The organism is Streptomyces montanus, assembly GCF_005786655.1.
Classification (GTDB): Bacteria; Actinomycetota; Actinomycetes; order Streptomycetales; family Streptomycetaceae; genus Streptomyces; species Streptomyces sporangiiformans.
In genome coordinates this window covers 111,588-130,441 of record NZ_VBZC01000002.1, presented here as the reverse complement: position 1 = coordinate 130,441, position 18,854 = coordinate 111,588, and the positions used below count along the sequence as shown (strand labels likewise).

Genomic DNA, 18,854 nt, shown 5'->3' with positions numbered 1-18,854 from the left:
GTGCGCCGGTGGTTACCTACGGTAAGGGGTAGCGATGGGCGGCACCACACGCAGAGGGTTCCTGGGATCGGCCGCGGCCGCCGGCGGCGGGGTCGCCCTCGCGACCCCCCAGCGGGCCGCGGCCCGGAACGGCGCCGCCCCACAGACCGTGGCCGTACTGGGCGGGGGCGTCGCCGGGCTCACGGCCGCCCACGAACTCGCCGAACGCGGCTTCCGGGTCACGGTCTACGAGCGCAAGGCGCTGGGCGGCAAGGCCCGCAGCATGGACGTACCGGACAGCGGCACGGGCGGCCGCGGGCCCCTGCCCGGGGAGCACGGCTTCCGCTTCATCCCCGGCATCTACCACAACCTGCCCGACACCATGCGGCGCATCCCCTTCCCCGGCAACCCCAACGGTGTCCACGACAACCTCGTCGCCCCCAAGGAGATGCTGTTCGCCCGGTCGGGCGGCCGCGAGGACATCCGGATCCCGCTTCCCTGGCCCGGCAACACCCCGGCCGAACTCACCCCCGACGAGATCCGCCGCGCCCTCACCTCGGTCCTGGACACCGCCTTCAACCTCCCCCTCCACGAGGCCCTCTACTTCGCCAACCGCTTCCTGGTCTTCCTCACCAGCTGCGACGAACGCCGCGACGAGGCCTGGGAGCAGATGCCGTGGTGGGAGTTCGTACGGGCCGGACGGATGTCGTACGACTACCAGCGGATCCTCGCCATCGGCATCACCCGCAACATCGTGGCCACCAAGGCGGAAGAGGCCAGCACCCGTACCGTCGCCACCCTGCTGGAGGCCTTCGCCTTCAACCTCCTCGGGCGGGGCGCGGACGGACCGCTGGACCGGATCCTCAACGCGCCCACCAACGAGGCCTGGATCGACCCCTGGGTGACGTACCTGAAGTCACTCGGGGTCGAGTTCCACATCGGCTGGACCGTACGGGACCTGACCCTGGACAGGGGCCGGATCGCCGGGGCCGTCGTGGAGGACCCGGGTGGTGCCCGCCGGACCGTCACCGCCGACCACTACATCTCGGCCATGCCTGTCGAGCACGCCCGCCGCACCTGGAACTCCGCCGTGCGCGCCGCCGATCCCCAACTGGCCGAGTGCGACCGGCTGGAGACGGACTGGATGACCGGCATTCAGTTCTATCTGACCGAACGTACGCCGATACTGCACGGCCACCTCGACCTCATCGACTCCCCCTGGTCGCTGACCGCGATCGCCCAGGCCCAGCACTGGCCGGGCCACGACTTCCCCGCCGACTTCGGCGACGGCACGGTCGCGGACTGTCTGTCCGTGGACGTCTCCGAGTGGGACCAGCCGGGCATCCTGTACGGCAAGACCGCCAAGCAGTGCACCCGCGCCGAAGTCGCCCGCGAGGTGTGGGCGCAGTTGAAGGCGGCGCTCAATGACAGCGGCCGTACGGTCCTGAAGGACTCCGTACTGCACTCCTGGTTCCTCGATCCGGCCGTCGACGGCCTCGGCACTCCGAACCCGGTCAACGAGGAGCAACTGCTCATCCATCCGACGGGGACCTTCCACCACCGTCCGCGATCGGCCACGAAGATCCCCAACCTCTTCCTGTCCGGCGACTATGTGGCCGTGCCCATCGATCTGGCCACCATGGAAGGCGCCAACACCTCGGCCCGGCAGGCCGTCAACGCCCTGCTGGACGGGATCGGTTCGGCCGCGGAACGCTGCACCGTCACCCCGCTGTACCGGGCCCCCGAGTTCGAGCCGCTCAAACGCCACGACCGCACCCGTTACCTCCTCCGACTGCCGAATCTCTTCGACGTCGGTTGACAGCATTGCTGAACCCGTCCCCCGGCGACGGGGAAGGACCACGAACGGCGACGCACGGGCGCGCCACAAAGCGGCAGGACCTGTCGGTGAACGCATCGTTGAGTTCCGGCCGTCAGCGGAGGACCACCGTGCGTCTGCCCTGGACGAACACCCGGCCTTCGCAGTGCCACCGGACCGCTCGGGCCAGCGCTGCCGACTCCGCGTCGCGGCCGATGGCAGCCAGGTCGTCGGGGGTGTGGCTGTGGTCGACGTCGATGACCTCCTGAGCGATGATCGGGCCTTCGTCGAGGTCGGCGGTGACGTAGTGGGCTGTGGCGCCGACGAGCTTGACGCCGCGATCGTGTGCCTGGTGGTAGGGCTTGGCCCCCTTGAAGCTCGGCAGGAACGAGTGGTGGATGTTGATCACCCGGCCTGCGAGTCGGGTGCACAGGTCGTCGGAGAGCACTTGCATGTAGCGCGCCAGTACGACCAGGTCGACGTCGAACGAGTCGATGACCTCCAGGAGTCGGGCTTCGGCCTCGGGTTTGGTGCCGGCGCTGACCGGCACGTGGAAGAACGGTATGTCGTGCCAGACGACGAGCGCCTCGTGGTCGCGGTGGTTGGAGACAACCGCGACCACATCGATGGGCAGGTCGCCGCTGCGGGCGCGGAAGAGCAGGTCGTTGAGTGGGCGGGGGACTTGGCGGAAGCCAGGGGATCAGTCATGGTGTCAGCATTCGATGACGTTGACGGCGAGGTCGCCGCGGGCGGTCCCCTCGTACTTGTCCTTCATTTCCCCGGCCGGTGTCGCGCTTGGCCTTGACGGCCTTGTCCAGACTGACCTTGTGCGTGCCGTCACCGGGCCCCACCGTGTGAGGGGCGGAATGGCCGATGCCGACCGAGTACAGATCGAACGCGCTCGACGCCATCACGGGACCTCCGGGCCGCGGCACTCGCTCATCGCGTCGATGAGCCAGCGGGCCAGGTAGTCGGCGAACGAGGACCGCGGGAAGAGCCGGTACGTCGGCGCTGCGTCGACCTGCCAGAGCAGCACCGCGACAGGTCCCACCGTGGTCGACACCGCCTGGCCGGGACCGAAGGCCCGAGGATGCAGGTCCAGCGGGCAGCCCTTCTCCAGCACCTGCCGAGCGGCCGGACCGCTCAACTCCAGCGTGGTGCGGTTCGCCGAGACGTCCACGACCGAGCCCGGGTCTCCTGCGAGCGCATCCCGCAACTCGGCGGCCACAGCGGTCTCTTCGGCCTGGCACAGCACGAGCCACTCGTCGGGGCCGAGCCAGACGACCGTGTGAGGGCCGGACGCGGTGGTGTGGCCGCACTGCCGCGGGAGCGGGGCCCCCAGGGTCTTCTCGATGCGGTCGGCGGCTTCGGAAGCGGGGTCGACGCGCAGGTTCACCATCGTGATGAACGGCCACTCGGTCAGCGCGACACCGCGGGCGCCGGTGACGGCGGCGGCACGCATCCGCTCCTCCAGATGTGCCAGGGGGCTGGTGCGCAGGGCCACCGGGCCTGCGCCTGCGCCTGCGCCTGCGCCTGCGCCTGCGTCGATCGTCGGCTCAGCCATCTCGCTTGGTCCCTTCGGGGTCGTAGAGGACGGAGTCGGCCACCAGGACGGGCACCAGGTCCTCGCCCACCGGGGCGAGCAGGGTCTCGCCGATCCTTGCCCGCCCGTCGGCGACGAGGGCGAGGGCGAAGGGGCGGCCGAGGGCCGGGCTGTGGTAACTGGAGGTGACGTGGCCGAGCATCGGCACCGGCCCGGCCTCGGGAGTCAGGGGCACGTCCGGCGCGACGAGCTGAGTGCCCTCGGGCAGCCGGGTCCTGTGGTCGGCCGGTAGCAGGCCGACCAGCTGCTTGCGGTCGGTACGGGAGGTGTCGGCGCGGGAGTAGGACCGCTTTCCGACGAAGTCCTTCTGCTTCGAGACCACCCAGGACATGCCCGCGTCCTGCGGGGTGACGGTGCCGTCGGTGTCCTGGCCGACGATGATGTAGCCCTTCTCGGCCCGCAGGACGTGCATGGTCTCGGTGCCGTACGGGGTGATGTCGTACGGCCGGCCGATCGCGTACACCTCCTCCCAGACCGCCAGGCCGTACCACGCGGAGACGTTGATCTCGTAGGCGAGTTCGCCGGAGAAGGAGATCCGGCAGATACGGGCGGGGATGCCGGAGGCCAGGGTCGTCTCGCGGAAGGCCATGAACGGGAAGGCCTCGTTCGACAGGTCGACGTCGGGCGCGAGATGGGCGACGACCTCGCGAGACTGCGGGCCCACGACGGCGATCGTCGTCCACTGCTCGGTCACCGAGGTGCAGTGGACGTCGAGTTCGGGCCACTCGGTCTGCAGCCACTCCTCCAGCCAGTCCAGGACCCCGGCGGCTCCGCCGGTCGTGGTGGTCATGAAGTAGCGGTTCTCGTCGAGGCGCAGTGTCACGCCGTCGTCGAAGATCATGCCGTCGGGCTTGCACATCACGCCGTATCGGGCCATGCCGGGCTTGAGCTTCTTGAAGGCGTTGGTGTAGATGCGGTTGAGGAACTCGCCCGCGTCCGCGCCCCAGATCTCGATCTTGCCGAGGGTGGAGGCGTCCATGAACGCCACCCCCTCGCGGGCCGCGCGGCACTCACGGGCCACGGCCGTGTCCATGTCCTCACCGGGCCGGGGGTAGTACCAGGGGCGCTTCCACTGCCCGACGTCCTCGAACTCCGCGCCGTGGGCGACGTGCCAGCGGTGGATGGAGGTGGTGCGTTCGGGATCGAACAGCTCGCCACGCTCACGCCCGGCCAGGACGGCGAAAGCCACCGGCGTGTAGGGCGCCCGGTAGGCCGTGGTGCCGATCTCTCCGGGCGACGCGCCCGCGCCGAGGGCCTCGGCGATCACGCCGATCGCGTTGACGCCCGACGTCTTGCCCTGGTCGTTCGCTGTGCCGAGCGAGGTGTAGCGCTTGACGTGTTCGACACCGCGCATGCCCGCGCCGGTGGACCGCCAGACGTCGGCGACGGTGACGTCGCGCTGCAGGTCGACGAAGTGGGTGTCCCACGTACGGGGGTCGCTGTCCCGACCGCTGTCGGAGGCGTCGCCGGGGGCGGGCACCAGCCACAGTGCGCGCACCGGGCCCGCTCCGGCCCCGGACCGCGCGTCGTCGGACGGCGGTGCGGGCGGGAGAACCGGGAACCCGGCCTCCGTCGCGGCCCGCGCACCGGCCCGCGCCCCTTCGGCCAGACAGCCGTCGAGGCCGTACGTCCCGCGGGCCGCACCGACGACTTGCTGGTCCTGAACGGTGCCGTCGGGGACGAAGGCGACCAGCTCCTCGTCCCAGCGCAGCCGGCCCTGGCGCTGGCTGTGCAGGTGCACCACCGGGCTCCACCCGCCCGAGACGGCGAGCAGGTCGCAGTCGAACGACGCCGGATCACCGGTGAGTCGACCGCGGTCGTCGAGGGCCTGGACGGTGACGCCGGTGAGGCGACCGCCGCCCGCGGTGTCGACCACCGCACTGCCCGTCAGCACCCGCACCCCGGTCGCCACGGCGACCTCGGCCGCCCGGTGGGACAGCTCGGAGCGCGCGTCCACGACCGCGGCGATGTCGATCCCGGCGGCGTGGAGATCGGCGACCGTGTCATAGGCGCTGTCGTTGGTCGTACTCACCATGGCCCGCGAGCCCGGAGCCACGGCGTATCGGTTGAGGTACGAGCGCACGGCCGCGGCGAGCATCACCCCGGGTCGGTCGTTGCCGGCGAAGACCAGCGGACGCTCGTGAGCGCCGGTCGCCAGGACCACCTGGCGGGCTCGTATGTGCCACAGCCGCTGGCGCGAGACACCTTCGGACGATTCGGGGGCGTCGGCTCCGAGGTGGTCGGTGCGCCGCTGCAGGGCCAGCACATAGTTGTCGTCGTACGAGCCGAACGCCGTGGTGCGCTGCAGGACGACGGCCTCGGGGGCGGCGTCGAGCGCTGCGCGGACCTCGGTGACCCACTCGGGGGCGGTCTGCGCGCCGACCATCTCGGTGCGCCCGGAGAGCAGCGAACCGCCGGGCTCGGGCTGGTCGTCGACGAGGATCACGCGGGCGCCGGAGCCTGCGGCAGCGGCGGCGGCCGCCAGCCCGGCCGGTCCGGCGCCGACGACCAGGACGTCGGTGTGTACGTATTTCTTGTCGTAGACGGCGGGGTCGGGGGTCGGGTCGAGCCGCCCCATCCCGGACAGCGTCGTGGCGGACAGGCCGTCGTACAGCTCTGCCGTCGTCGCCGGCAGCATGCCCTCCGAGCACGCGCCGTCGATCTGCAACAGGGCGTTGGACTCCTCGACGCCTGCGGCGACGATGCCGCGCGGGCGGCTGCGGTAGATCGAGGGAGCGACCTCGACGAGTCCGTTCGCCAGCATCGCCGAGGCGACGGTGTCTCCGGGGTGCCCGGTCAGTTCCCGTCCGTCGACGGTGAACCGCAGCACGGCGTCGCGGTCGATGCGGCCGCCTCGCCGGAGCCGGAATTGCTGGTCGGTCATCGGTTGCCTCCGGCCGGTTCGGCGGGCTGGTGGACGTCACGTTGGTCGGAGAGCTCGGGGCGTGGCTCGTCGAGTCGGTAGACGGCGAGCACTTTGTAGGTGACGGTGTCGCGCAGAACGTTGAACCAGCGGCGGCAGCCGGTGCTGTGCATCCACCGCTCGGCGAAGGGGCCCTTGGGGTTGTCGCGGTAGAAGACGTACTCGGCCCACTGCCGGTCGTCGAGGTCCGCGGGGGTCTCGGGGTAGGGGACATGGGCCTGCCCCCCGTAGTGGTACTCGGTCTCGTCGCGGGGACCGCACCATGGGCAGGTGATCAGCAGCACGGTGTCCTTCTCTCAGCGAGCCCTGGGCGGGCGCTCAGTGGGCCACGGCTGCGGCGCCGTGTTCGTCGATCAGTGCGCCCGTCGCAAAACGTTCGAGGGCGAAGGGGGCGTTCAGCGGATGTGGTTCGCCCGTGGCGATGGTGTGCGCGAAGGTCCAGCCGGCGGCCGGGGTGGCCTTGAACCCGCCGGTGCCCCAGCCGCAGTTGACGTAGAGATTCTCGACGGGGGTGGTGCCGATGATCGGGGAGGCGTCCGGGGTGACATCGACGATGCCGCCCCAGGTCCGCAGCACGTGTGCGCGGGCGAAGATGGGGAACAGCTCGACGGCGGCGGCCATCTGATGCTCGATCACGTGGAAGGAGCCACGCTGCCCATAGCCGTTGTAGGCGTCGACGCCCGCGCCCATCACCAGTTCGCCCTTGTGTGCCTGGGACACGTAGACATGCACGTGGTTCGACATCACCACGGTGGGGTGTACCGGCTCGTGCAGCTCGGACACCAGCGCCTGCAGCGGATGGGACTGCACCGGCAGCCGGAGGCCGGCCCGCTGTGCCAGCTCACTGCTGTGTCCGGCGGCCGCGAGGCCGACCCGGCCGGCGAGGATGCGGCCGCGGCTGGTCTCGACGCCCACGACCCGGTCGCCGTCCTTGAGGAAGCCGGTGACCTCGCACCCCTGGATCAGGTCCACGCCCATCTCGTCGGCACGGCGGGCCAGTGCCCAGGCGACGTGGTCGTGCTTGGCGATGCCGGCCCGCGGCTGGAAGGTGCCACCGAGGACCGGATACCGGGTGCGGGACGAGACGTTGAGGATGGGGCAGACCTTGGCGACCTCGTCCGGTTCGAGCCACTGAGCGTCGACTCCGTTGAAACGGTTGGCGTTGACGCGGCGCACGCCCTCGCGGACGTCCTGCAGGGTGTGCGCGAGATTGAGGACGCCGCGCTGGCTGAACAGGAAGTCGTAGTCCAGCTCCTCCGGGAGCCGCTCCCACAGCTTGAGCGCGTGCTCGTAGATCGCCGCGCTCTCGTCCCACAGGTAGTTCGAGCGGATGATCGTGGTGTTGCGCGCCATGTTGCCGCCGGCCAGCCAGCCCTTCTCGAGGACGGCGACGTTGGTGATGCCGTGGTTCTTGGCGAGGTAGTAGGCGGTGGCCAGGCCGTGGCCTCCCGCACCGACGATGACGACGTCGTACGAGGAGCGCGGCTCGGGGTTGCGCCAGAGCCAGTCCGGGTGCTCCGGCAGCGGCTTGGTGGTCATGCCGCGTCTCCGTTCGGGTGGGGCAGGTGGGGATAGAGGGGGAACGCGCCGGCGAGCTTCTCGACCCGGTCACGCAGCAGGCCGGCACGCTCCTCGCTGAACTGCTCGTCCTTCAGTGCTTGGGCGATGAGGTCGGCGACCTCCCGGAACTCCGTCTCGCCGAAGCCTCGGGTGGCCAGGGCAGGGGTTCCGATCCGCAGCCCCGAGGAGACCATCGGCGGGCGGGGGTCGAACGGCACCGCGTTGCGGTTGACCGTGATGCCGATGCGGTGCAGCCGGTCCTCGGCCTGCTGCCCGTCGAGCGCGGAGTTCCGCAGGTCGACTAGGACCAGGTGGACTTCGGTGCCGCCGGTCAGCACCGTGATCCCGGCCTCGGCCACATCGTCGGCCAGCAGTCGTCCGGCGAGGATGCGGGCGCCGTCCAGGGTGCGCTGCTGGCGCTCCTTGAACTCCTCGCCGGCCGCGACCTTGAAGGCCACCGCTTTCGCCGCGATGACGTGCTCCAACGGGCCACCCTGCTGGCCCGGGAAGACAGCAGAGTTGATCTTCTTGGCCAGGCCGGCACGGCTGAGGATCACACCGCCGCGCGGACCGCCGAGGGTCTTGTGCGTGGTCGTGGTCACGACGTCGGCGTACGGCACCGGGTTCGGGTGAAGGCCCGCGGCCACCAGCCCGGCGAAGTGCGCCATGTCCACCATCAGATACGCGCCCACCTCGTCGGCGATCCGTCGGAACGCGGCGAAGTCGAGTCGGCGGGGATAGGCCGACCAACCGGCGACGATCAGCTTCGGCCGGTGCGTGCGAGCGAGCTCCGCCACCTCGTCCATGTCGATGCGCAGGTCGGCTTCGCGGACGTGGTACGGCACCACGTTGTAGAGCTTGCCGGAGTAGTTGATGCGCATGCCGTGGGTCAGGTGCCCGCCGTGCGCCAGGTCGAGGCCGAGGATCGTGTCGCCGGGCTCGAGCAGCGCGAACATCGCTGCCGCGTTGGCCTGGGCGCCCGAGTGGGGTTGCACATTCGCGGCCTCGGCGCCGAACAGGTCCTTCACCCGGGTGATGGCCAACTGCTCTATGACGTCGACGTGCTCACAGCCGCCGTAGTAGCGGCGGCCCGGGTAGCCCTCGGCGTATTTGTTGGTCAGTACCGAGCCCTGGGCCTCCATGACGGCGGCCGGGGCGAAGTTCTCCGAGGCGATCATCTCGAGGGTGGACTGCTGACGGTGAAGCTCGGCGTCCACCGCGGTGGCGACATCCGGGTCGAGCTCGCTGAGCGGGAGGGACAGGGGGGAGGCGACCGTGGTGATCGACGGGTTCGTGGCCATCTGCGCACCATCCTGGGAGTCAACTGATGGGCAACTGATATATCAGACTCTGCGGTACGGTATGGGAGCTTGCTCGACAGGTCAAGGGGGCTTCATGCAGCAGGTGGCGACCGAGCCCAGGGGCGAGGAGCTGTCCCTCGCCGAACGCGCGTACCGCGCCATCCGCGACCGGCTCGTCATGCTCGAGATCCGCCCGGGCGCGCCGATCAACGAGGACCAGTTGGCACAGTCCCTCGGCGTCGGACGGACGCCGGTGCGCGAGGCGCTCAAGCGGCTCCAGTACGAGCGCCTGATCACGACCTACCCCCGACGCGGCACCTTCGCCACCGAGGTCAACATCACCGACCTGGCCCACATCTCCGAGGTGCGCCAGGAGCTGGAGCCCCTGGCCGCCGCCCAGGCCACGCGGCGCGCCACGGCCACGGACCGTGCGACCCTGACGGCCGTACTACGGGAGCTGGAGAGCGTGGATTCCCGTCGGCGCGACGCCGCGGACCTCATGCGCCTGGACCTTCAGGTCCACCGCGCCATCTACGCCGCCACGCACAACCCGTACCTGGAGGACACCCTCGTCCGCCACGACAACCTGGCCACCCGCATCTGGTGCCTCTTCATCGACCGCCTGTCCGACATGGCCGGCCACGTCGAAGAGCACCGACCGTTGATCGAGGCGATCGTCGCCGGTGACCCCGACAAGGCGGCACAGCTCGCCCGAAGTCACGTCGAAGGCTTCGAACGTGCCATTCGCGACGCCATCTGAGACGGCGCTGTGAGGCTGTGAGGCCGACACCTCGCTTCCGAACCAGCGAGTTGGAGATGAGCCTCACGGGTGTGCACGACGGTGCCGAAAGTTCTCCGTGTCAGTGCGCGGCGCCCCGTGGATCCCCCGCGCGCAGCCGGGGCCTGCCCGCCAGGGTGGTCCACAGGTGTGGGGCGACGTCGTCCTCGGGGAGCTGGGCGATCATGTAGCGGACGCAGCGTTCGATCTTGACCCGCCACAGGCGGGCCGCCTCGTTTCCATCGGCCTCGCGCAACGCGTCGTGGACGGCGGTGTCCTCGTTGGCGATGGTGTCGCAGGCCTGGCTGTAGTCCATGTCCAGAACCGTGACGAACATGCGCAGGCGGGCCGTGAGGCGTTCGAAGGTGAGGGCGGCCTGCGGCAGGTCCGCGATACGGGCGAGGGCGTCCTGGTACCGCAAGTCGACTTCACGTATGCGGGCGTGATCGTTGTCCCGGGCAGCGGCGCGGACCTCCGCCAGGGCCGCTGAGGCCGGGGCGAGGTTCTCCTGGCCGAGCATGGCGACGCGGCGGATGAGCAGCGCACCGAGGCTGGCGCGCAGGGCGTAGAGATCGAGGACGTCCTTCGCCGTGACGGCGGGGACGGCGGTCGCGCCGCTCGGGAGCAGGTCGAGCATGCCCTCTTCTGCCAGCGCCCGCAGCCCCGCGCGGACGACCCGGCGTGAGAGGCCGAGGCGGGCCGCGAGCGGCGCCTCCCGGACGCGGTCACCGGGCCGGTAGGGACCGTCGAGGACAGATTCGCGCAGCAGGCCTACGACGGGGTCGGTGGTGATGGGGGCGCCAGGCGGAGCGTCGGGAGATGTGATCTGGGGCGTGGCGGGAATGGCCGGGTGGCCGGGTGCGCGCGCGTCCCGGGCATTTGAGTCGTTGTCAGGGCCGCAGATGGCCGGGGTGTCGTAGGACGGGCGCGGAGCTGCGACCCGGGTGAAGGGGGCTGCGGAGGGTGTCCATGTGGTGGACCAGCTCAGCAGCGCATCGCGAAGGCTGTGCGGGTCGGGTGTGGCCTCACGAGGGAGTTGGGTTTCGGCGGCGAGGAGACGCTGGGTTTCGTCGGTCCACGCCACGGGGCTGGGTGCGTGGTGCCAGCGCAGGCGCGGGGGCAGGGCCGTGTCCGGTCGCTGGAGGACGCCGCAGCCTTCCGCCGGTACTCCGTTTGCCAGCAGGTGCACGATTGCCCCGGCACCCGCCGCCGCTCTCGCCTGCTCCAGAAACGCGCGCAAGTCGGGGTGGTCTGTCCCGGGCGAGTCCTCCGTGTGCTGCTTGCCCCGCAGGGCCGCGAAGGCGCAGGCCACGGCCAGTACGTGGGGCGCCTCCAGGTCCTCGCCGAACAGCCGGCCGACGGCGGTCGCGGCAGAGGTGCGCACGGCCCCGTCCCGTCCCGCCCGGGCCGTCACCGCGAGCACGCACACCGGTGGGGCTATGAACAGACCGACCACCTCCTCGGCGTGGTTCGGCAGGGACCATGCCCGGCGCGGCCCTGCCGTGACGTGCTCCCCCGGCTGGGCGCGGTAGGTCCGCCAGATCCGGCTCACCGTGCTCTGGCTCAGGCCGGTCTCAGCCGCCATGGAACGGGTCGACCATGTCTGACGGGCACCATGTGGTGGCGGGGTGAGTGTGCGGACGAGGACGTGCGCCACGGTGTCGTCGTCGGCCGTGGGAGGCCGCCCGGGACGGGGTTGCTCGTCGAGGCCGTCCAGCCGTTCGGCGAGGAATCGGGCGCGCCACTTGCCGACCATGTCGCGGGAGACACCGAGGCGCCTGGCCACAGCGGTGTTGGTGGGCTCGTCCTCGCACGCCAGCACGATCTGCGCACGCAGGGCCCGGGCCTGTGAGCAGGTGCGACTGCGGGTCCACATCAGCAGCGCGACCCGTTCGTCCTCGGTGAGGACCACGGTATTGCGGGGACGGCCGACCATGTCGGCAACCGTAGCCGAATTTTTGACTCGGATGTACCCCGGTGCCCGATGCGGCAGCGGGGGCATTGTTGGCGGCCTCCGGCCTTCACATACTTCGTTGCCATCCGGCAGCCACGCTGTCGGCGTCCCCAAGAAGCCGCGAGTTCGCCTCGATCACCACGACACCGTCCGCCTGGCACGCGGGCGGACAGGACGCAGGCAGCGGTCCTGCGAGCCCGGGCCGACCACGCTCGCCGGGCAGCGCTCGCGACATCGGAACAGCGGTACCTGGCCCGGCCTGCCGAAACCAAGGCAGCGACCGGGCGTCCGGTACCGACGACAAGACATCAACCCCGACCTGGACCGGGCCTGCCCTTGGACGGGCAAGTCCGGGATCCGCTCCCGGAGGCCGTGATGACCGTAAGCGCAGGAAACAGACTGGATGACGCGCCCCTGTCGCGTTTCCACAAGAAATTGGCGCTGTACTCCTCCGGGGGCCCGTTCCTCGACGGCTACGTCCTGAGCATCATCGGCGTCGCCATGGTGCAGATCACGCCGCAGCTGAAGCTGTCCGACTCCGCCCAAGGCCTCATCGGAGCCTCCGCGCTCATCGGCATCTTCCTCGGCGCGTTCGTGGGCGGCTGGCTGACCGACAGGTTCGGCCGACAGCTCCTGTACACCATCGACCTGATCGCCATCATCGTCTGCTCCGTCGCGCAGTTCTGGGCCACCGATCCGGTGTGGCTGTTCGTCCTGCGTCTGCTGATCGGCATGGCGGTCGGCGCGGACTACCCCATCGCCACCTCGCTGCTGGCCGAGTTCACGCCTCGCCGCTACCGCGGGCCGTTGCTGGGCGGCCTGGTCGTCATGTGGTTCGTCGGCGCCGCCGTGGCGTACATCGTCGGCGAGCTGCTGCTGGCGGTCGGTGACGACGGGTGGCGGTGGATGCTCGCCAGCGCCGCGCTGCCCGCCACGATCATCGTGCTGCTGCGCCATGGCACGCCCGAGTCCCCGCGCTGGCTGGCGAACAAAGGCCGCACCGAAGAGGCCGGAGCCGTCCTCAAGCAGGTCTACGGCCCCGACACGACGATCGCCGACCTGCCGGACGAGGCGGAGGAGCGCGAGAACGTCGACCTCAAGGCGATCATGCGCTCCGGATACGGCGGACGGATGCTCTACATCTCTGTCTTCTGGACCTGCTCCATCATCCCGCTCTTCGCCATCTACGCCTTCGGTCCGAAGATCCTGGACGCGCTCCAGCTCGAGGGCGGCCTCGCCAACATCGGCGAGGCCATGATCACCGTCATGTTCCTCATCGGCTGTGTGATCGCCCTGCTCTGCGTGAACCGCATGGGCCGACGCCCTCTGGTCATTCACAGCTTCATCTGGTCGGGCCTGGCCCTGCTGCTGCTCGGCATCTTCCCCGACGCCCCGTCAGGCGTGATCATGACCCTCTTCGCCCTGTACGCGGTCATCATCGGCGGCACCCAGATCCTGCAGTGGGTCTACCCGAACGAGCTGTTCCCGACCGAGGTACGCGGCTCCGCTGTCGGCCTGGCCTCCTCCGCCAGCCGTATCGGCGCCGCCGTCGGCACCTACCTCGTCCCCCTGGCCCTGACCGGCTGGGGCGTCGGCGGCACCATGCTCGCGGCTGCCGCCATCAGCCTCATCGGCGCCGTCGTCTCCGTCCTGTGGGCACCCGAGACACGCGGCATGGCCCTGCACGAAGCCGCCGCACTGACTCCGCGGACCGAGCCCACCGGCCGCCCCGCCAACGTCTGACCAACCGCCCGGGCCCTCACCATCCGGCAGGGGCCCGGGCGGCCGACAGCGCCCTGGTTGCCGTATCGGTCGGCACATCCACGGGGACATCGCGCGGCGAGGCTCTTCGAGCAGCCGAATCTTCACCCGCAACTGTGCAGGAGGGCACCGATGAAGGACGTTGTGATCGTGGGAGGCGGCATCGCGGGACTGGCCGCCGGCTGGCGTCTGCGGCACTGGGACGCGCTCCTGCTCGAGTCCGAGGGGCGGGTCGGTGGGCGCATCCGATCGGAGCGGCGCGGACCGTACTGGCTCAACTGGGGCGGGCACGTCTACGCCGGCGGGAACTCGGCGACGTCGTGGCTGCTGAACAGCACCGGAGTCGACTCGGTACCGGTGCCCGGCTCGCTGGCCGGGCTGTCGATGAACGGCAAACTGCTGCTCAAGGGCAGGGTGGAGAGCTACCCGTTCCGCATTCCGATGCCGATGTCGGCGCGGGTCGGCATGGTCAAGGCGGGTGCCAAGGTCGCCCTGTCGGTGGCCCGCTACGCCCGTATCGTCCAGCGACGGCGGGGCGAGGACGAGGCTCAGCGCCAGCAGCGGATCTACGACTTCATGAACGACCGTTCCTTCAAGGACTTCATCGGCGACCTGCCCGAGGACGCCGAAGCCCTGTTCAAGCCCACGGTGACCCGCTCCGCCGCCGACATCGACCAACTCTCGGCCGGCGCGGGCGTGGGGTACTTCAGCCTTGTGTGGAACATCGGTTCCGGCCTCTCCCAGAGCATCCTCGGCGGCCCGTCCACCCTCACCGAGAGCATCGCCGCAGCCCTGTCGGACCGGGTGCGGTTGAACGCGACCGTCGACGAGATCGTGCAGAAGAACGACTCAGTCGTCGTCCGTTACCGGCGTGACGGAGCGGAGAAGGAGGTCGAGGCACGCTGCGTCGTGCTGGCCACTCCCGCGACCGTCAGTCACCGGGTCGCCGTCGACCTCGACCCCGACGTCCGCGAGGCCCTGTCGAAGATCGTGTACGGCCCCTACGTGAGCGCGGCGTTCCTCACCAACGAGACCGGGCGTCAGGTCTGGGACGACGCCTACGCCATCGCGACGCCGAAGCGGTCGTTCAACGTCGCGCTGAACATGTCGAACGTCGTGCGCGGTTACGAGGCGGAGCGCCGGCCCGGCAGCAGCCTCATGACCTTCTCGCCGGGCAGTCTGGCGCGCGAACTGCTGGAGCACGACGACGACAAGATCCGTCGGATCTACCTCGACGACCTGGACCAGGTCCTGCCCGGCTTCGCCGACAAGGTCGTCGAAGCCGGGATCCAGCGCTGGCCCACCGGCGCGCCCTACTGCTTCCCCGGCCGCGGGAAGCTGCAGCAGACGCTGACCCGCCGCACAGGAAGGGTGCTCCTGGCCGGTGACTACCTCGGCACCCTCTACACCGAGACCGCGATCCAGACCGGCCTGTCGGCGGCGCAGGAGGCCCAGAGCCTGCTGGCCACGGACCGGCAGACCACGCGGCACGAGTTGACCCCGGTGGCCCCGTAAGTCCGCCTCCCCACCCACAGCTTCACCTGAGGAGACTCAAGAATGTCGTCACAGCTGAGCGGTGTCCTCACCGCACTCGCCTCACCGTTCGCGTCGGACGGGCGGATCGATGAGAAGACGCTGCGCCGCCTGGTCGACCGCAGCATCGACGGCGGAGTCGACGGCGTCGTCGCCTGTGGATCCACCGGCGAGTTCGCGGCGATGACCGGCGCCGAACGGCGCCAAGTGGTCGAGACCGTCATCGACCAGGCGGCCGGACGTGTGCCGGTCGTCGCCCAGACCGGTGCGGTGAGCACCAGGGAAGCGGTCGAACTGTCCCGCCACGCCCAGACCGCCGGTGCTTCGGTTCTGATGGTGGTCACCCCGTACTACGAGCCGCTCACTCTCGACGAGACGCTGCGCTATCTGCGCACCGTCGCCGACGCCGTGGACATCCCGATCATGCTCTACAACCTGCCTGCGGCCACCGGTGTCAATCTCTCGCCGGAGACCGTGGGACAGCTCGCGGGCGAGGTCGAGAACATCCAGTACATCAAGGACACCAGCGCCGACATGGCTCAGGCCGGGCAGCTGATCCACAACTACGGCGACGTCATCTCCACCTTCATCGGCTGGGACAGCCTTCTCCTGACCGCCATCTCCGAGGGCGCCGCCGGTGTCATGGCCGGGACCGCCAACGTGATGCCGGCCGAACTCGTCTCGATCCACCGTGCGTTGCGCGACGGCGACCTCGAACGCGCGCGAGCCGAATGGGCACGGATCTATCCGCTGATGGACGCCATCATGTCCGCTCCGTTCATCCCGGCGGTCAAGGCCGCCCTGGACGCGGCCGGATTCCCCGTCGGAGAGCCCCGTGAGCCGCTGCTCGGCCTCGACGCCGCCACAACCGCCAGGATCTCCTCCCTGATCCAGCAGCTTCCACAGCTGTCGGCGTCACGCTGACGAAGGGTCCGGCAGTCGTGAGATTCCTCGACGAGCATGACGTACGGTCCGTGTTCGGCATCGACACCGCGATCGCGTCACAGCGGAAAGCGTTCATCGCTCTTGCGCGGGGAGAGGCGTGGCAGCCCGAGAAGATCCTGGGCGGCCATGCCGACGATCCCGACACCGTCTTCTGCTACGCCTCTCGCCTCGACCGCACGAGCGGCCCTGTCTGCAAGTTCGGGAGCATCAATCCCGGCAATGCGGGAACTGACCGGCCGACCATCCATGCCGTGGTCGCCGTGCTCGACCCCCACACCGGCGTCCCCCTGGCCTTCATGGACGGCACGGCGCTCACCACGCTACGTACAGCTGCCGCGAGCGCGGTCGCGGTCGGGGCACTGGCCAGGAAGGACGCAGCCCGCCTCCTCGTACTGGGGTCCGGCGTACAGGGGCAGGCGCACGTCGCGGCACTGCAGCGGAACAGGGCCTACGCCTGGACCGGAATGTGGTCACCGCGCCCCTCCTCGCGCGACGCCTCCGTCGGCCGCCTGCGCGAGCAGGGATTCGACGTCGAACCGGTGGAGTCCCTGAGCGACGCGATCGCCGACGCGGACGTCGTCGTCTGTACGACCTTGGCCACCGAACCACTGTTCACCGCGCGTCAGCTCCGACCCGGTGCCACGGTCGTCGCGATCGGATCCTTCGAACGGCACCGCTGCGAGATCGGACCCGACGTCCTCCACGCCGGCCACCATGTCGTCGTCGACCACGAACCGACGGCGCGACGGAACTGCGGTCCGATCGTCGCCGCCCGGGCGCAGGCCGATACAGCGGAGCTGGAAGTCCTCGAACTCGGTCATGTTCTGACCGGCGACGTGACCGGTCGCGGCAGCGACGACGACATCGTGACGTACATCAGCGCCGGCCTCGGCGTCCAGGACGCGGCAGCGGCCTGGAGCACCTACCAGCAGGCCGAAGCACACGGCGTCGGCCGGAGTGTCGACTGGCCGGCCCCGTCGGCAAGGTCGCCGGACGTGGAAGGCCGACCGACCGGCGCCCCAGGAAACCATCCGCCCTCGCACTGAGACGTCGACGCCCGTCGTGGCCGGCCTCAGGCCACCTCAGCCCACCCCACCCGACATCGGCCCACCCCCGCCCGGCTGTTCCAGACGACCACACCCAAGGAGTCACCGATCATGACCACTGCCGCAGATCTGACGACGGCCACGGTTCGACGCGCAGCAGACGCACCGCCTCTGATCACCGAGGCCGACCTTCCCCCGGCCCGGCATTTCATCGACGGGACATTCCTCGACGGACCGACCGAGCGCGTCATCGACGTGGTCGACCCGAGTACAGAGAGCGTCATCGCCCGGATTCCCGAGGGCACCCCCGAGGACATCGACCGAGCGGTCGCCGCCGCGGTCGCGGCCAAGGACCAGTGGGCGCGGCGGGTCCCCAAGGACCGCTCGGAAGTGCTGCACGCCATCGCCGACCGACTGGCCGAGAACACCGACCTCCTGTGCAGGCTGGAGTCGGCGAACACCGGTAAGCCGCTCGCGGTGTCACGGGACGACGTCGACATGACCATCGACACCTTCCGCTTCATGGCCGGTGCACTGCGCGCGACCACCTCCATGGCCGCCGGTGACTACGCCGAGAACCACCTCTCGGTCATTCTGCGCGAACCGCTCGGGGTGATCGGCGTGATCACCCCGTGGAACTATCCCCTGCTCATGGCGGCCTGGAAGATCGCGCCCATTCTCGCCGCCGGCAACACTCTGGTCATCAAGCCGTCCGAGCAGACTCCGCTGACCACCCTGAAGTTCGCCGAACTCGTCGCCGGTCTCCTGCCGCCCGGAGTGGTGAACGTCGTCACCGGATACGGCGCGGTCGCCGGTGCCCGGCTTGCCGAGCACCCGGACGTGGACATGATCGCCTTGACCGGTTCGGTCTCCAGCGGTCGCGCCGTCGCCCGGGCCGCCGCCGACACCCTCAAGCGTGTGCACCTCGAACTGGGCGGCAAGGCCCCGGTCGTGATCTTCCCGGACGCCGATCTCGCGGCTGCCTCATCGTCACTGCGCACCGCCGGCTTCTGGAACTCGGGCCAGGAGTGCGGGGCCGCCTGCCGCGTACTCGTCCACGAATCGATCGCCGGGCGGTTCGTCGAGCAACTCGTCGGCGAGGTCCGGTCCCTGGTCGTCGGTGAGCCGACCTCCGGGGAGGACGTCGAGGTCGGCCCCATGGTCTCGAAGCCACACTTCGACCGTGTCACGGGATACTTGGAGCGTGCGAAGAACGAAGGCGTCCGCGTGGCGACAGGAGGCGGGGCCCTCGACGGGCCCGGCTACTTCGTGGCCCCGACCGTGCTGGTCGACGTCCCCGAAGGGGCCGAAGTCGCCCGCGAGGAGATCTTCGGCCCCGTGGTCACGGTCGAGACCTTCGCCGACGAGGAGGAAGCGGTACGGCGAGCCAACGACGTCCCTCTCGGTCTGTCGGCATCGGTGTGGACCGAGAACGCTCGCCGCAGCCACGACATCGCCGCGCGTCTGGACTTCGGAACCGTCTGGGTCAACTCACATCTCGTGCTGGCCGGCGAAGTCCCCTGGGGTGGATTCAAGGGATCCGGCTACGGCCGGGACCTGTCGATCTACGCGTTGGAGGACTACTCGCGCACCAAGCACGTCATGCACAACCACGAGCGCTGATCCCGTCCTTCCTGCCGAGCGCCGGTCCGAGG

General features: G+C 70.0%; 13 protein-coding genes and 1 pseudogene. 7 read left to right on the top strand and 7 right to left on the bottom strand.

Translation table 11 applies throughout. From position 1 onward, the window contains the following. The first annotated feature begins 34 nt into the window (after positions 1 to 34). On the top strand, positions 35 to 1,798 hold the full coding sequence (locus FE633_RS01955) for a hydroxysqualene dehydroxylase (protein WP_138043240.1): 1,764 nt from the start codon (positions 35 to 37) through the stop codon (positions 1,796 to 1,798). Between the two features lie 112 nt (positions 1,799 to 1,910). Here FE633_RS01955 and FE633_RS01950 read toward each other — a convergent pair. The 6 genes and pseudogenes from FE633_RS01950 to glyA form a co-directional block, all read right to left on the bottom strand. Continuing rightward, positions 1,911 to 2,465: pseudogene (locus FE633_RS01950) on the bottom strand (formyltetrahydrofolate deformylase); the annotation flags it as partial. A gap of 240 nt (positions 2,466 to 2,705) precedes the next feature. Continuing rightward, entirely contained in the window at positions 2,706 to 3,359 is a 654-nt protein-coding gene (locus FE633_RS01945) for a sarcosine oxidase subunit gamma (protein ID WP_138043239.1), read from the bottom strand. Continuing rightward, entirely contained in the window at positions 3,352 to 6,282 is a 2,931-nt protein-coding gene (locus FE633_RS01940; protein ID WP_138043238.1) for a sarcosine oxidase subunit alpha family protein, read from the bottom strand. Before FE633_RS01940 ends, FE633_RS01945 begins: the two co-directional genes overlap by 8 nt. After that, positions 6,279 to 6,605, bottom strand: a complete 327-nt coding sequence (locus tag FE633_RS01935) for a sarcosine oxidase subunit delta (protein WP_138043237.1) — start codon at positions 6,603 to 6,605, stop codon at positions 6,279 to 6,281. The genes FE633_RS01940 and FE633_RS01935 overlap by 4 nt, the downstream gene beginning before the upstream one ends. Positions 6,606 to 6,639: 34 nt before the next feature. Further along, positions 6,640 to 7,860: a sarcosine oxidase subunit beta family protein gene (locus FE633_RS01930; protein ID WP_138043236.1), complete on the bottom strand. Its 1,221-nt coding sequence runs from the start codon at positions 7,858 to 7,860 to the stop codon at positions 6,640 to 6,642. After that, entirely contained in the window at positions 7,857 to 9,182 is a 1,326-nt protein-coding gene (gene glyA / locus FE633_RS01925; protein WP_138043235.1) for a serine hydroxymethyltransferase, read from the bottom strand. Before glyA ends, FE633_RS01930 begins: the two co-directional genes overlap by 4 nt. A gap of 94 nt (positions 9,183 to 9,276) precedes the next feature. Here glyA and FE633_RS01920 point away from each other — a divergent pair, with 94 nt between their 5' ends. Beyond that, positions 9,277 to 9,942, top strand: coding sequence for a GntR family transcriptional regulator (locus FE633_RS01920; RefSeq protein ID WP_138043234.1), 666 nt, complete (start codon positions 9,277 to 9,279; stop codon positions 9,940 to 9,942). A 100-nt stretch (positions 9,943 to 10,042) separates the two neighbouring features. Here FE633_RS01920 and FE633_RS01915 read toward each other — a convergent pair whose 3' ends face one another. Continuing rightward, positions 10,043 to 11,896: a helix-turn-helix domain-containing protein gene (locus tag FE633_RS01915; RefSeq protein ID WP_138043233.1), complete on the bottom strand. Its 1,854-nt coding sequence runs from the start codon at positions 11,894 to 11,896 to the stop codon at positions 10,043 to 10,045. 393 nt (positions 11,897 to 12,289) lie between these two features. On the opposite strand from FE633_RS01915, the gene FE633_RS01910 reads away from it, so the two are divergent. The 5 genes from FE633_RS01910 to FE633_RS01890 all read left to right on the top strand — a co-directional run bounded on the left by FE633_RS01910 (position 12,290) and on the right by FE633_RS01890 (position 18,822). Beyond that, the gene (locus FE633_RS01910) at positions 12,290 to 13,657 is read left to right on the top strand and encodes an MFS transporter (protein ID WP_138043232.1); all 1,368 of its coding nucleotides are present in this window, start codon (positions 12,290 to 12,292) and stop codon (positions 13,655 to 13,657) included. Between the two features lie 150 nt (positions 13,658 to 13,807). Beyond that, on the top strand, positions 13,808 to 15,190 hold the full coding sequence (locus FE633_RS01905) for an NAD(P)/FAD-dependent oxidoreductase (RefSeq protein WP_138043231.1): 1,383 nt from the start codon (positions 13,808 to 13,810) through the stop codon (positions 15,188 to 15,190). A 42-nt stretch (positions 15,191 to 15,232) separates the two neighbouring features. Further along, entirely contained in the window at positions 15,233 to 16,132 is a 900-nt protein-coding gene (dapA, locus tag FE633_RS01900) for a 4-hydroxy-tetrahydrodipicolinate synthase (RefSeq protein WP_138043230.1), read from the top strand. A gap of 17 nt (positions 16,133 to 16,149) precedes the next feature. Further along, positions 16,150 to 17,199: an ornithine cyclodeaminase family protein gene (locus FE633_RS01895; protein WP_138043229.1), complete on the top strand. Its 1,050-nt coding sequence runs from the start codon at positions 16,150 to 16,152 to the stop codon at positions 17,197 to 17,199. A 111-nt stretch (positions 17,200 to 17,310) separates the two neighbouring features. Continuing rightward, entirely contained in the window at positions 17,311 to 18,822 is a 1,512-nt protein-coding gene (locus tag FE633_RS01890) for an aminobutyraldehyde dehydrogenase (RefSeq protein WP_138043228.1), read from the top strand. The last annotated feature ends 32 nt before the right edge of the window (positions 18,823 to 18,854 follow it).

Bases quoted from the DNA above. Each gene is read 5' to 3' on its own strand.
- FE633_RS01945 (WP_138043239.1), bottom strand. From the start codon at position 3,359: ATGGCTGAGCCGACGATCGACGCAGGCGCAGGCGCAGGCGCAGGCGCA.
- FE633_RS01955 (WP_138043240.1), top strand. From the start codon at position 35: ATGGGCGGCACCACACGCAGAGGGTTCCTGGGATCGGCCGCGGCCGCC.
- FE633_RS01890 (WP_138043228.1), top strand. From the start codon at position 17,311: ATGACCACTGCCGCAGATCTGACGACGGCCACGGTTCGACGCGCAGCA.
- dapA (WP_138043230.1), top strand. From the start codon at position 15,233: ATGTCGTCACAGCTGAGCGGTGTCCTCACCGCACTCGCCTCACCGTTC.
- FE633_RS01920 (WP_138043234.1), top strand. From the start codon at position 9,277: ATGCAGCAGGTGGCGACCGAGCCCAGGGGCGAGGAGCTGTCCCTCGCC.
- FE633_RS01910 (WP_138043232.1), top strand. From the start codon at position 12,290: ATGACCGTAAGCGCAGGAAACAGACTGGATGACGCGCCCCTGTCGCGT.
- FE633_RS01915 (WP_138043233.1), bottom strand. From the start codon at position 11,896: ATGGTCGGCCGTCCCCGCAATACCGTGGTCCTCACCGAGGACGAACGG.
- glyA (WP_138043235.1), bottom strand. From the start codon at position 9,182: ATGGCCACGAACCCGTCGATCACCACGGTCGCCTCCCCCCTGTCCCTC.
- FE633_RS01930 (WP_138043236.1), bottom strand. From the start codon at position 7,860: ATGACCACCAAGCCGCTGCCGGAGCACCCGGACTGGCTCTGGCGCAAC.
- FE633_RS01905 (WP_138043231.1), top strand. From the start codon at position 13,808: ATGAAGGACGTTGTGATCGTGGGAGGCGGCATCGCGGGACTGGCCGCC.
- FE633_RS01940 (WP_138043238.1), bottom strand. From the start codon at position 6,282: ATGACCGACCAGCAATTCCGGCTCCGGCGAGGCGGCCGCATCGACCGC.